Source organism: Pseudoxanthomonas sp. 3HH-4, assembly GCF_006716465.1.
In the GTDB taxonomy this organism is placed as follows: Bacteria; Pseudomonadota; Gammaproteobacteria; order Xanthomonadales; family Xanthomonadaceae; genus Pseudoxanthomonas_A.
In genome coordinates, this window is record NZ_VFPB01000001.1 from 141531 (window position 1) to 154029 (window position 12499).

At 67.3% G+C, this 12499-nt stretch carries 11 protein-coding genes and 1 pseudogene; 5 read left to right on the forward strand and 7 right to left on the reverse strand.

Features of this window, described 5'->3' with window-relative positions:
- Window positions 1-167: 167 nt before the first annotated feature.
- Both hrpB and FB548_RS19110 read right to left on the reverse strand, forming a co-directional pair.
- On the reverse strand, window positions 168-2069 hold the full coding sequence (gene hrpB / locus FB548_RS00585) for an ATP-dependent helicase HrpB (RefSeq protein ID WP_142124034.1): 1902 nt from the start codon (window positions 2067-2069) through the stop codon (window positions 168-170).
- 6 nt (window positions 2070-2075) lie between these two features.
- Window positions 2076-2765, reverse strand: a pseudogene (locus tag FB548_RS19110) (DEAD/DEAH box helicase); the annotation flags it as partial.
- Between the two features lie 203 nt (window positions 2766-2968).
- Between FB548_RS19110 and FB548_RS00595 the strand changes: the two are divergent.
- On the forward strand, window positions 2969-3766 hold the full coding sequence (locus tag FB548_RS00595) for a TatD family hydrolase (RefSeq protein WP_142122842.1): 798 nt from the start codon (window positions 2969-2971) through the stop codon (window positions 3764-3766).
- 20 nt (window positions 3767-3786) lie between these two features.
- Here the strand turns inward: FB548_RS00595 and panE are convergent, their stop codons facing one another.
- The 3 genes from panE to FB548_RS00610 are packed head-to-tail and all read right to left on the reverse strand — an operon-like array spanning window position 3787 to window position 6493.
- Window positions 3787-4716, reverse strand: a complete 930-nt coding sequence (panE, locus tag FB548_RS00600; protein WP_142122843.1) for a 2-dehydropantoate 2-reductase — start codon at window positions 4714-4716, stop codon at window positions 3787-3789.
- The gene (locus FB548_RS00605; protein ID WP_142122844.1) at window positions 4716-5525 is read right to left on the reverse strand and encodes an ABC transporter permease; all 810 of its coding nucleotides are present in this window, start codon (window positions 5523-5525) and stop codon (window positions 4716-4718) included. Before FB548_RS00605 ends, panE begins: the two co-directional genes overlap by 1 nt.
- On the reverse strand, window positions 5522-6493 hold the full coding sequence (locus FB548_RS00610; protein ID WP_142122845.1) for an ABC transporter ATP-binding protein: 972 nt from the start codon (window positions 6491-6493) through the stop codon (window positions 5522-5524). Before FB548_RS00610 ends, FB548_RS00605 begins: the two co-directional genes overlap by 4 nt.
- 99 nt (window positions 6494-6592) lie before the next feature.
- Between FB548_RS00610 and FB548_RS00615 the strand changes: the two genes are divergently transcribed.
- The 4 genes from FB548_RS00615 to FB548_RS00630 all read left to right on the forward strand — a co-directional run bounded on the left by FB548_RS00615 (window position 6593) and on the right by FB548_RS00630 (window position 10971).
- Window positions 6593-7345: a ferredoxin--NADP reductase gene (locus tag FB548_RS00615; protein ID WP_142122846.1), complete on the forward strand. Its 753-nt coding sequence runs from the start codon at window positions 6593-6595 to the stop codon at window positions 7343-7345.
- 138 nt (window positions 7346-7483) lie between these two features.
- On the forward strand, window positions 7484-8989 hold the full coding sequence (locus tag FB548_RS00620) for an alpha/beta fold hydrolase (protein ID WP_142122847.1): 1506 nt from the start codon (window positions 7484-7486) through the stop codon (window positions 8987-8989).
- A 42-nt stretch (window positions 8990-9031) separates the two neighbouring features.
- Window positions 9032-9778 carry an ATP-binding cassette domain-containing protein gene (locus FB548_RS00625; RefSeq protein ID WP_142122848.1) on the forward strand — a complete coding sequence of 249 codons (747 nt, stop codon included), beginning with the start codon at window positions 9032-9034 and terminating at the stop codon, window positions 9776-9778.
- A 2-nt stretch (window positions 9779-9780) separates the two neighbouring features.
- Window positions 9781-10971, forward strand: a complete 1191-nt coding sequence (locus FB548_RS00630; protein WP_185742004.1) for an ABC transporter permease — start codon at window positions 9781-9783, stop codon at window positions 10969-10971.
- A gap of 77 nt (window positions 10972-11048) precedes the next feature.
- On the opposite strand, the gene FB548_RS00635 is transcribed toward FB548_RS00630, so the two are convergent.
- A complete protein-coding gene (locus tag FB548_RS00635) occupies window positions 11049-11210 on the reverse strand; it encodes a porin family protein (protein ID WP_142122850.1) in 162 nt (53 codons plus the stop codon).
- An 83-nt stretch (window positions 11211-11293) separates the two neighbouring features.
- Window positions 11294-12277, reverse strand: coding sequence for an energy transducer TonB (locus FB548_RS00640; RefSeq protein ID WP_142122851.1), 984 nt, complete (start codon window positions 12275-12277; stop codon window positions 11294-11296).
- Window positions 12278-12499 lie beyond the last annotated feature (222 nt).

The following is a 12499-nucleotide window of genomic DNA, read 5'->3' on the forward strand; positions in this document are numbered from 1 at the left end:
ACGCCAGTGTCCGTGCGGCGATGTTTACGCGGTGTTAGTTCCGTCGCCCGGCGCTGGCCGCCGGCTGAACGTAGCGTGCGCCATGCACACGACCCGCGATGCGGATTCGAGCGACCGTGTCGATCGGTATGAGGCGGGGCTTCATGCGGTCGTGCGCATGGCGCACGCTACGTGCCGCGCGGCTTCGCCCGATGGGTCGCCTGGGCACTCCAGGGGTCATCGGGCCACGGATGCTTCGGATACCGCCCCTTCATCTCCTTCTTCACCTCGGCATAGGTCGAGTTCCAGAAGTTGCGCAAGTCGGACGTCACCTGCAGCGGCTTGCCGCCCGGCGACAGCAAGTGCAGCAGCACCGGCACGCGACCGTCGGCCACGCGCGGCGTATCGGCCAGGCCGAACAGTTCCTGCAGCTTCACCGCGAGCACCGGGGGCTGCCCGTGCGCATACTCGATACGGCGCTCCATGCCCGAGGGCACGGTGATGCGGATGGGCGCCAGCTGGTCGATGCGCTGGCGCAGCGACCAGTCCAGGCCCGACTTCAACGCGTTCGCGAGATCGTCTTCGCCCAGTGCGTCCAGCCGCGTCTTGCCGGCGAAGACGGGCTTCAGCCACGTGTCCAGCGTCGCCACCAGCACGTCGTCGGACAGGTCGGGCAGGCCGAGGTCGGGCATCCACTCCCGCAGGCAGCGCACGCGTTCGCGCCATTGCTGCAGCGATTCCGGCCACGGCAAGGCGTCCAGGCCCAGGTCGCGCACCGCGTCGGTCAATGCGGCGGCCGCAAGCGCCGGGTCGACGCGGCCGGCGGGCCGTGCATCGAACACGATCTGGTCGAACCGCGATTCGCGTTGCGCCGACAGTGCGCGCCGCGAGGCATCCCAGCGGACGGTGTCCTCGGTGACAAAACGGTCGGCGAACTCGCGACGCAGGCGCTGTTCGTCCAGCGGTGCCGCGCGTTGCACGAGCGCATCGCGCGCTTCGTGGCGCAACTCGCTGACCACGATCCACGGTTCACCGACCAGCGCACTGTCATCGAACAGCCGTGCACTGCGTCCGTTCGCCAGCAGATAGCGGCGCGCGTCCTGCGGATGCTGGAAGCCGATGCGGTCCGGGAAGGCATGCATCAGCACGTCGCCCAGGCGGTGCGCCTCCACCGAGGGCGGCGGCGCGGTGGCCTCGCGGACGCGGCGTCGCCACTGCTTCGCGGCGGCGTCGATCGCGGCCAGGCCCGAACGGCTCGCGTCCTGGGGCGCGCGGCCGTTGCGGAATGCCGCCAGCGCACGCCAGCGCGCGGCCAGCGCGTCCCCGCCCATGCGCAGCGGATCGCGCGCTTCGACCAGCGCCGCGAGATCACACGCCAGCGCGCGGTCCTCACCCTCGTCCGCCGACAGCAGCATCGCCGCGAGCCGGGGGTGCGTGCCGAGCGCGAGCATGCGCTTGCCCAAGGGCGTGATGGCGTTCGATGCCGTCAGCGCACCGAGCCGGCGTAGCAGGTCGCGCGCGGCATTCATCGCCCCGGGCGGCGGCGCATCGACGAAGCGCAGGTCGTCGCTGCCCCACGCGGCCAATTCCAATGCTAGGCCGCCGAGTTCGACCAGCGCGATCTCCGGCCGCCGCTGCGGATCCAGCCGCTGCGACTGCGGCCACAGGCGGTACGCCCACCCCTCGGCCACGCGCCCCGCACGACCGGCGCGCTGGTCGGCGGATGCCTGCGAAATGGTCGTCACTTCCAGGCGCGAGAAGCCGCTGTTCGGGTCGTACGAAGGCTCGCGCGCCAGTCCGCTGTCGACCACCACGCGCACGCCGGGCAGCGTCACCGACGACTCGGCCACGTTGGTCGCCAGTACCACGCGGCGGCGGCCCCGGGGATCGGGTTCCAAGGCTTCGGACTGTTTCTCCACCGGCAGTTCGCCATGCAGGGCGAGCACCACGAAATCTTCTTTTCCTTCTCCCCTCGGGAGAAGGTGCCCGGAGGGCGGATGAGGGGCGAACGCAGCCATATTGCCGGCACTATCGCGTCCCTCGTCTCCCCTCTCCCCAACCCCTCTCCCGGCGGGAGAGGGGCTCAACATCGCCTCCACCCGCGCGATCTCGCGCTGGCCCGGTAGGAACACCAGCACATCGCCCGGGTGCGTCTGCACGGCGTGTTCGATGGCGCGGCGTGCCTGCACTTCAATCGTCTCGTCCCGGCGGGCAGGAAAGTGCGCGACCTGCACCGGGAAACCCCGGCCTTCGCTGCTCAGCCTGGGCGCATCAAGGAACCGCGCCAGCTTCTCGCCGTCGAGGGTGGCGGACATGACGACGATGCGCAGGTCGTCGCGCAGCTGCGCCTGCACGTCCAACGCCAGCGCCAGACCAAGGTCGCCGGCCAGGTGGCGTTCGTGGAATTCGTCGAACAGGATGGCGCCGACCTCTTCCAGCATCGGATCGTCCTGGATCATCCGGGTCAGGATGCCTTCGGTGACCACCTCGATCCGCGTGTCCGGCCCGACCTTGTTCTCGAAGCGGATGCGGTAGCCGACCGTCTCGCCAACCGCTTCGCCGCGCTGCCTCGCCATGAACCCGGCCGCCGCGCGCGCCGCAACGCGACGCGGCTCCAGCATCACGATCTTTCGGCCCTGCAGCCACGGCTCGTCCAGCAGCGCCAGCGGCACCTGCGTGGTCTTGCCCGCGCCGGGCGGCGCCTCCAGCACCAGACGCGGATGTCCGGACAGGCTGCGGACAATATCCGGCAGCAGCGGGGTGATGGGGAAGGTGGGCGACGGCATGCGGCGCAAAGGATAAACGCATGCGGTCTTCCTGTAGGAGCGACGTGAGTCGCGACCGCACGGTCGGCGCGCCCGCTGCAGAGATCAGTCCGGGTCTTCTGCCGGCCCCTTCCTTGCAGATCATGTCGCTAGGACGTGTCGTTCAACCGGTCGCGACTCACGTCGCTCCTACAAGAGCTGGCACGACAGCTTAAAATGCGGGCATGGATCTCATCGACATCGGCGCCAACCTCACCCACGAAAGCTTCGACCACGACCGCAACGCCGTGCTCCAGCGCGCGCGCGAGGCCGGCGTGGTGCAGCAGGTGGTCACCGGGGCCAGCCGCGAGCATTCGCCGACGGCGCTGCGTCTGGCGCAGTCGCATCCGGGCGAGCTGTTTGCCACGGCGGGCGTGCACCCGCACCACGCCACCGAGTACACCGACGAATGCGACGCCGAGATGCGCGCGCTGCATGCGCATGCCGACGTCGTCGCGGTGGGCGAATGCGGGCTGGACTACTTCCGCGATTTCTCGCCGCGGCCGGCGCAACGCAAGGCATTCGAACGCCAGCTGCAGATCGCGGTGGACACCCGCAAGCCGCTGTTCCTGCATCAGCGCGACGCGCACGACGACTTCGTGGCGATGATGAAGAACTTCGACGGCAAGCTCGGGCCGGCCGTGGTGCACTGCTTCACCGGCACGAAGAAGGAATTGTTCGACTGCCTGGACCAGGACTGGCACATCGGCATCACCGGCTGGCTGTGCGACGAGCGCCGCGGCCTGCACCTGCGCGAGCTGGTGAAGAACATCCCGGCGAACCGGCTGATGATCGAGACTGACGCGCCCTACCTGTTGCCGCGTACGGTAAAGCCGCAACCCTCGCACCGCCGCAACGAGCCGATGTACCTGGCGCACATCGTCGCCGAGTTGGCGCGCGACCGCGGCGAGGACATCGAGGTCACGGCCGCCGCCACGACGGCGACCGCGCGCGCGTTCTTCCGGTTGCCCGGCGCCGGCTGAGGGGTTTCCCCGTCCCTGTTTCAGGCCGCGCGCTGCGCCTCGTAGGCCTGCAGGTGCACCCATGCAGCCCGCAGATGGGGCGTGGCGATAGCGTGCGCCGTCGCGCGGTGGACCATGTCGCCGACGATGTGCGCGGCTTCGACGCGTTGGCCTGCTTCCAGGTCGCGCAGCATCGAGGCCTTCATCGGCGAACCGGCCGTGGTCAGCGTGTCGCGCGCGGAGGCCTGTGCTGCCGTGGATACCGGCTGGCCCGAGGCCGCGGCGACCGCCAGGCATTCGCCATGCAGCGCCGCCATGAAGTCCGCACCGCCCTCGCCCGCGACGATCGTGCCGATCGAAGTGCGCATCAGGCAGGTGCCGGCGGCGAGCGCGGTGAGGAAGCTGTACTTCGCCCACTGCGCCTGCGCGATGTCCGGCGCGTGCAGGTGATCGATACCGGCCTGCGCGCACGCGGCGGCGAGCGCCTGCAGACGCGCATCGGGCGGCTGGCCTTCGCGTTCGCCGAACGTCATCGACGCCGGCTTGCCCAGGTGCAGGATCTCGCCCCCGGCTCCCAGCGTGGCGCTGATGAAGCAGAGGCCGCCGAGGACGTTCGAGAAGCCGAAGCGCGCATCCAGGGCTTCGTAATGGCGCAGGCCGTTTAGCAGCGGCAGCGCGCGGGCGCCCGCTTCGACTGCGGGCGCGATGGCGTCCATCGCACTGTCCAGGTCGTAGGCTTTGCTGCTGAGCAGGATCAGATCGAACGGTGCGGCGCTGGCCAGTTCGTCCGCTGTCAGCACCTGCACGGGGATATCGGCATCGCCCAACGGGCTGCGGATGCGAAGGCCCTGTTCACGCAGCAGCGCCGCGCGTGCGGGACGGACGAGGAAGGTTACGTCGATGCCGGCCTGCGCCAACCGGCCGCCGAAGTAGCCACCGGTGCCGCCGGCTCCGAGAACGAGTACGCGCATCAGCTGCGCAGCCCCACGCCCTTCTTCAACAGCCACAGGCCCAGCGACGCCAGCGCGACGACGAACCCGATCATCAGCGCATACGCCACCCACAGCGGCACGTCGCTGGTGCCGAGCAGGCCGTAGCGGAACGCGTTGACCATGTAGAAGATCGGGTTGGCATGCGTGAGCGCTTCGGCCCACGGTGGCAGCAGGGTCACCGAATAGAACACACCCCCCAGGTAGGTGAGCGGGGTGAGGATGAAGGTCGGCACGATGGCGATGTCGTCGAACTTCTTCGCATACGCCGCATTGACGAACCCGGCCAGCGAGAAGATCGTCGCGCCCAGCAGCACGGTGGTGATGGTCACCAGCGGGTGCGGCACGCGCACCTTGGTGAAGAACATCGCGATGACCAGCACGATGGCGCCCACCATCAGCCCGCGCAGCACTGCGCCGGCCACGTAGCCCAGCAGGATCACCCAGTTCGGCATCGGACTGACCAGCAGCTCTTCCACGTGGCGGCCGAATTTGGCGCCGAAGAAGCTGGAGCTGATGTTGCCGTAGCTGTTCTGGATGATGCTCATCATCACCAGGCCCGGCACGATGAACTCCATGTAGGTGTAGCCGCCCATGTCGCCGATCTTCGAGCCTATCAGGCCGCCGAAGATCAGGAAGTACAGCGTCATGGTGATGGCCGGCGGCACCAGGGTCTGACCCCAGATGCGCAGGATGCGGTTCACTTCGCGGCGCACGATGGTGCCCAGCGCGACCAGATTCTTCTGCAGCGGCGTGGTCACGGCGGTTTCCTGCGGATCGGCGGGGCTCATGCGGCCTGCTCCCGCTTGGCGGCGGCTTCATCGCCGGTCAGGCGCACGAACAGCTCTTCCAGCCGGTTGCTCTTGGTGCGCATGGAGCGCACGCGGATGCCAGCGTCGTTGAGCGCGGCGAACACACGGTTGAGGTCCATCGCGCGCGGCATGTCCAGGTCCAGAGTGTGGCTGTCTGTGGCGGACAGCGTGGTGCCTTCGATCACCGGCAGCTGCGCCGGCAGGTCGCCGTCGATGTCGAACAGGAAGCCCTCCACGTCCAGCTTGGCCAGCAAGGCGCGCATCGGCCCCTGTTCGACGATGACGCCACGGTCGATGATGGCCAGGTTGCGGCAGAGACTCTCGGCTTCTTCCAGGTAATGCGTGGTCAGGATGATCGTGGTGCCGGCCTCGTTGATGTCCTTTAGCGTCTTCCACATGCCGCGGCGGATCTCGATGTCCACGCCGGCGGTCGGTTCGTCCAGGATCAACAGGCGGGGCCGCGTCATCATGGCGCGGGCGATCATCAGCCGGCGCTTCATGCCACCCGACAGGGTGCGGCTCATGACGTGGGCCTTTTCCCACAACTGCGCGCGCTTGAGTTCCTCTTCGGCCCGCACCAGCGCCTCGGCACGCGGAATGCCGTAGAACCCTGCGTAGTTCACGCAGATGTCCAGCGGCTTCTCGAACATGTTGAAGTTGATTTCCTGCGGCACCAGGCCCAGCAGGCGCATCGCGCCGTCGCGGTCCTTGTCCAGATCCACGCCGAACACGCTGACCTGCCCGCTGCTCTTGTTGACCAGCGAACTGACGATGCCGATGAGGGTGGACTTGCCTGCGCCATTGGGACCAAGCAGCGCGAAGAAATCGCCGGGTTCGACCTGCAGCGAGACGCCCTTGAGGGCTTGCACGCCGGTGTCGTAGACCTTGCGCAGGTCGGTTATGGCCAGCGCGGGAGCCGCCGCCGAAGCCGTTGTTGCAGACGCCATGAGGTACCTTGTGGCGCCATGAAGGCGCCCGGGGGAAGCGAGCGCTTATTATAGGCGTCCCGCCGGGGCCGCCCCGGGCCACACAGTGTTCCAGCCGCCTTGGCGATCGTGCATTTTCCCTTGAAGCTCGTCGGGCGCCGCATGCTGGCGCCCAGCGTGGGCCATTACAGCTTCGTCCGCGACGATGGACAGCCGTTGGATTTCATCCCCGGCCAGTTCATCCAGGTGCATTTCAGCTACGCCGACGGCACCGCGACCAAGCGCAGCTATTCGCTGGCCACCATCCACGACCACGCGCTGGGCCCGGGCGAAGCGGTGGAGATCGCGGTCAGTTATGTACCCGGGGGTGCCGCGACCGCCTTGTTCGAAGGCCTGCCGGAAGGCGGTCACGTGGACGCGAGCGGGCCTTTCGGCCGCTTCTGCCTGATGCCGGGCGACCGCAATGCGCGCTACCTGCTCATCGCCACCGGCACGGGCGTAACGCCGTATCGCTCGATGTTGCCCCAGCTGGAAGCACTCATGGCCGACCGCGGCGTGGAGGTCGTGCTGCTGCAGGGCGCCCGCACGCCGACCGAGTTGCTGTACGGCGACGAGTTCCGCGCCTTCGCCGACACGCATCCCGGCTTCCGCTTCGTGCCCTGCCTGTCGCGTGAGCTGCCCCGCGACCCGCACCCCGACGTGCGCCAGGGCTATGTACAACAGCACCTGGCCGAGTTCGCGCCGGATGCGGCCCGCGACATCGCCTACCTGTGCGGCAATCCCGACATGGTCGATGCCTGCTTCGAGGCGCTGAAGGGACACGGCCTGCCGATTCCCCAGATTCGCCGGGAAAAATACGTCTCCAGCAAGTAGTTCCGCCCGCCGGCACGATCGGGCCTGTCCGACCGCTCGGCACGCACGATGCGTGCGCGACGTGTGCAATTCGTTGGTCACATCCGTCCCGCCGCATCGTCATGGCATGCTGGGACCCGCCTCCAACGGAATTGATACATGGCACTTCTTCATCGATCACTCGCGCCCGCGTTGGGTGCGCTGCTGCTGGCCGGCTGCAATGGCACCGCCACCAGCCCCGGCCAACAGGCCGTGCGCCACTACGGCGACATCGCCTTCAAGCCCTGCACCCTGACCGCGCCGTACCTGACCACCACCGTGGAAGCGCAATGCGCGACCTACGACGTGGCAGAAGATCCGGCCAAGCCCGGAGGCCGCAAGGTCACGTTGAACATCGCGTGGCTGCCCGCCACCAACGAGGGCGCGGCGACCGAAGACCCGGTGTTCTTCCTCGCCGGGGGCCCGGGCCAGTCAGCCGTGCAGGTCTGGCCGGCTATCGACGGCGCCTTCCGCGAGGTGCGCAAGTCTCGCCACATCGTGCTGGTGGACCAGCGCGGCACCGGCAAGTCCAACCCGCTGTCCTGCAAGGATGACGAAGGCCGCAACGCCTACGGCGATCCTGAAGACATGAGCGAAGCGTCGGCGGTCGAGTTCGCCCGCGCTTGTGCCGCGTCGCTCGAGGCCGATCCCCGCTTCTACACCACCACCGACGCCGTGCGCGACCTGGACAGCGTGCGCAAGGCGCTGGGCGCGGCGAAGATCAACCTGGTCGGCGGCTCGTACGGCACGCGGGTGGCGCAGCAGTACGCCATGCGCCATCCCGACAGCACGCGCGCCGTGGTGATCGATGGCGTGGTGCCGAACGAACTGGTGCTGGGGAGCGAACACGCGCGCAACCTGGACGCGGCGCTGGCACTGCAGTTCCAGCGCTGCCAGGCGAATGCGGCCTGCAAGGAGCGCTTCGGCGACGACCTGCGTGGGCAACTGCGTGCACTGATGACGCGCCTGGCGACCACGCCGGTGAACACCGACTACCGCGAACCTTCCACCGGCGAACTGGTCTCGGGCGAAGTGAATGCCGGCACCGTCGCCGGCATAACCCGCATGTACTCCTACTACCCGCAAGGCGCCGCGTTGCTCCCATTGGTATTGAACGAAGCGCAGCAGGGCAGATACGGCTCGCTGATGTCGCTGTCCAAGCTGCTGGAGTCGCAGGTCGGTGACCAGTTCATGCACGGCATGCAGCTGTCGGTGATCTGTGCCGAGGACGCGGACCTGCTGAAGGCCGATCCCGCCGACACCGACACAGTGCTCGGCAGCATGCTGGGCGACACGCTGAAGGCGCAGTGCGGTGCGTGGCCCACGGGCAAGCGGCCGGCGGATTTCCACACCGCGTGGACGTCCGGCATCCCCACGCTGATCGCTTCCGGCGAACTGGACCCGGTCACGCCTCCGCGCTACGGCGAGCAGGTGCTGCGCACGCTGTCGAACGGCCGCCACCTGGTGCTCAAGGGCCAAGGCCACGGGACGTTCGCTGTCGGCTGCATGCCCAAGCTCCTCGGCCGCTTCCTGGAGACCGCGAGCGCCAAGGACCTGGACGCGAAGTGCCTCGACAGCCTCGACTACGTGCCGCCCTTCACCAGCTTCAACGGCTGGGAGCCGTGAGCCGCGTCCCGCGCGCCCGCCACTTTCAATGGACATGACCGAATGATCATCGCCAACGACCTGCACAAGTCCTTCAAGACCAAGACCGGAACGGTCACCGCCGTGGACGGCGTCAGCTTCACCGCCCACGACGGCCAGATCACCGGCCTGCTCGGCCCCAACGGCGCCGGCAAGACCACCACCATGCGCATGCTCTACACGTTGATGACGCCTGATCGCGGGCAGGTCACCGTGGACGGCATCGACACCGCGCGCGATCCCGTCGCGGTACGCCGCGCGCTCGGCGTTCTGCCGGATGCGCGTGGCGTGTACAAGCGTCTGACCGCGCGCGAAAACATCGCCTACTTCGGCGAACTGCACGGGCTGTCGTCGAAGCAGATCGCCGAACGCACCAAGGCATTATCCGACGCGCTGGACATGGGCGACATCCTCGACCGCCAGACCGAAGGCTTCAGCCAGGGTCAGCGCACCAAGACCGCCATCGCACGTGCACTCGTGCACGACCCGCGCAACGTCATCCTGGACGAACCCACCAATGGCCTGGACGTGATGACCACGCGCGCGATGCGCGGCTTCCTGCGCCAGCTGCGCGACGAAGGCCGCTGCGTGATCTTCTCCAGCCACATCATGCAGGAGGTCGCCGCGCTCTGCGACCGCATCGTCATCATCGCCAAGGGCACGGTGGTCGCTGCCGGCACCGCGGACGAACTGCGCGAACAGGCGGGCGAGGACAACCTGGAGGACGCGTTCGTCAAAGTGATCGGATCGGAGGAGGGCCTGCTGGCATGAACATGTTCCGTACCCGTCTTTTGTCTACTGTGTTCACCGTGATGCGCAAGGAACTGCGCGATCTCTCGCGCGATCGCCGCACGCTGGCACTCGCCCTCTTTCTCGGCCCGCTACTGTATCCCGCGCTGATGTTGGGCATGGGCTATCTGACCGAGAACCGCATCCGCACTCAGGTGGACAAGACCCTGGAGATTCCCATGGTCGGTGCCGAGCACGCGCCCAACCTGGTGAAGTTCCTCGCCACCAACGGCATCACCGCCGCGAAGGCGCCGGCCAATCTCGATGCCGCGATCCGCACACAGGAGATCGATGTCGCGTTGCGCATAAGCTCCGATTACGCGGAGGACTGGCGCAACGGTCGTCCCGCGCTGGTGGAAATCATCCGCGACAGCACGCGACGCGACGCAGACATTCCCACGCAGCGCGTCAATGCCGCGTTGTCGGCCTATAGCCAGCAGGTCGGCGCACTGCGGTTGCTCGCTCGGGGTGTCGATGCATCGGTGGCACGGCCGGTGAACGTGGGCATGCAGGACCTGGCCACGCCAGAAGCCAAGCAAGGCATGCTGCTGTCGGTGCTGCTGCCGTACCTGCTGATCCTGACGTCGTTCATCGGCGGTGCGTACCTGATCCTCGATGCGACCGCCGGCGAACGCGAACGGCAGTCACTGGAACCGCTGCTGGCCACGCCGGCGCCGCGCAGCGCGGTGGTCAGCGGCAAGATCGCGGCCGCGTGCGTGATCGGCCTCGCTACACTGCTGCTCACCCTGCTCGCCTTCAAGTTCAGCGCACAGTTCGCCGGTACGCTGGGGCGGCAATTGAATGTGTCGTTCCTGGCGATCGGCAAGATGTTGCTGATCTTGGTGCCGATGCTGTTCATCGGCACCTCGCTGCTGACCTATCTTGCCGCGTCGGCCAAGAGCATGAAGGAAGCGCAGAGCCATATGACGTGGTTGATGCTGCTGCCGATGATTCCGACGTTCGCGCTGATGGCCAATCCGCTGAAGAGCCAGTTGTGGCAGTTCGCCGTGCCCTTCCTTGCACAGAACCAGTTGCTGCTGAAGGTCATCCGCAACGAGTACATCGGGCCGCAGACGTGGGCCATCTACATCGCTGCAGCATTCGGCGTGGCTGCACTGTTGTGGTTCGCCGCCGTGCGTCGTTATCACCAGGAGAAGCTGGCCGTCGCGGGTTGATGCCCACTGCGTCGTTGCTGCAATCCAGAACGGCCACCCGCAGGTGGCCGTTCTTTTTTTCCGTGCCTGGGGTTACTTCAGAAGCGGTATTCGTATCCCAGCGTCGGCGTCTGCGCCTCCACATCCGCATTGAGCAGGTCAGCCTTGTTGTAGTCGTAGTTCAAGCTGCCACCGTTGTGGTGATCGAAGTCATAGCCAAGACCAGCGCCAACGCAGGGTTGGGTCGACCGTTCGCGCACGCTGCCCACTTCGCTTCGCCATTCGTTTTCAAAAAAAGAGCCGGCCCATGGCCGGCTCTTCTCTCTTCTCGCCGAAGCGTGGTTCAACCGGGGCTGAAACCAATCGTCCGGCGCGTGGTGACCGGGGCATCCAGCGGTTCGAAGCGCCAGCGTCGCACCGCATTGAGCGCTTCGCGGTCGAATACGCGTGCAGGCGTGGCGCGCACGACGCGCGCGTTGGTCACCGATCCATCGATGCCCACGGTGAGTTCAACCAATACTTCACCGCTGGTGCCCGAGCGCAGGGCTTCGGGCGGATAGCGCGGTGCCGGCGTGCTGACCGCACGCAGCGATTGCGCCGGGGCCGCGGCAGGAACAGCACGGGTCGCAGCGGCCTGGCGTTCCGCAGCTTCACGCTGGGCTGCGGCCTGGCGTTCGGCTTCCTGGCGAGCGGCTTCGGCTCGGGCGGCTTCCTGTTGCTGGGCCAACTGCTGCGCTGCGGCGGCCTCGTTGGCACGCTGCTGCTCAGCCTGCTGGGTGAGCCGCTGCTGTTCCCTCAGGCGTGCTTCCTCGTCGGCCTTGGTCTTGGCTTCATCGGTGACCGTGCGCTGCGCCACCGCCTGCTGCGCGGCGGCGATGCTCTGCTGCAGACGCGGCAGCGCCGGTGCCTTGGGGTCGGCCTTCTCGATGATGGCGGACAGGCGCTGAGCCTCCGTGAATTCTTCGCGCGCGATGCTCTGTTCGGCGGCAATCAGCGTGTACGGCATCAGGTCGGTCAGCGCACTGCTGACGCCGGGATCGTTAGGCAGTTTGTCGCGCAGGGCGAGGTAGTACTCCATTGCATTGTCGCCACCCGGCGCATAGATCCGGTTTTCGCGCAGTGCCTTGGTGGCGGCATCACGCAGGGCATCGGCGTCCATGGCCTGGACCTCCGCCGACACGGCGGGCGGCGGCGGCGCGGCGGGTGTGGCCGTTGCGCCCGCCGCAGGTGCCGCGGGTTCTTCCTTCTTCGAGCACGCCGCCACCGCGACGATCAACAGGAACGGCGCGATGTAGCGCAGGCGCCCGGTCGTTTTGATCAAGGACATCAGTTTCTACTCCCCCAAGTGCGTTTCTAATGATGGCGACACAGCCCCGACCCGCATAGGACGCGTGATCGGACGTTGGTTGTCAACGTGGGCCCGTCGCCGCACGCCGACACTTGGTCAGGCGGGAAACGGCGCGATGCCTTCCGGGTACCCCTACCCGGTGGTCAGGGTACGTCGCCTCATCATTATCGACACTTGACGTGCGTCACAGTTTTGGCCAGA

Bases quoted from the DNA above. Each gene is read 5' to 3' on its own strand.
- hrpB (WP_142124034.1), bottom strand. From the start codon at position 2,069: ATGTTGAGCCCCTCTCCCGCCGGGAGAGGGGTTGGGGAGAGGGGAGAC.
- FB548_RS00595 (WP_142122842.1), top strand. From the start codon at position 2,969: ATGGATCTCATCGACATCGGCGCCAACCTCACCCACGAAAGCTTCGAC.
- panE (WP_142122843.1), bottom strand. From the start codon at position 4,716: ATGCGCGTACTCGTTCTCGGAGCCGGCGGCACCGGTGGCTACTTCGGC.
- FB548_RS00605 (WP_142122844.1), bottom strand. From the start codon at position 5,525: ATGAGCCCCGCCGATCCGCAGGAAACCGCCGTGACCACGCCGCTGCAG.
- FB548_RS00610 (WP_142122845.1), bottom strand. From the start codon at position 6,493: ATGGCGTCTGCAACAACGGCTTCGGCGGCGGCTCCCGCGCTGGCCATA.
- FB548_RS00620 (WP_142122847.1), top strand. From the start codon at position 7,484: ATGGCACTTCTTCATCGATCACTCGCGCCCGCGTTGGGTGCGCTGCTG.
- FB548_RS00625 (WP_142122848.1), top strand. From the start codon at position 9,032: ATGATCATCGCCAACGACCTGCACAAGTCCTTCAAGACCAAGACCGGA.
- FB548_RS00630 (WP_185742004.1), top strand. From the start codon at position 9,781: ATGTTCCGTACCCGTCTTTTGTCTACTGTGTTCACCGTGATGCGCAAG.
- FB548_RS00640 (WP_142122851.1), bottom strand. From the start codon at position 12,277: ATGTCCTTGATCAAAACGACCGGGCGCCTGCGCTACATCGCGCCGTTC.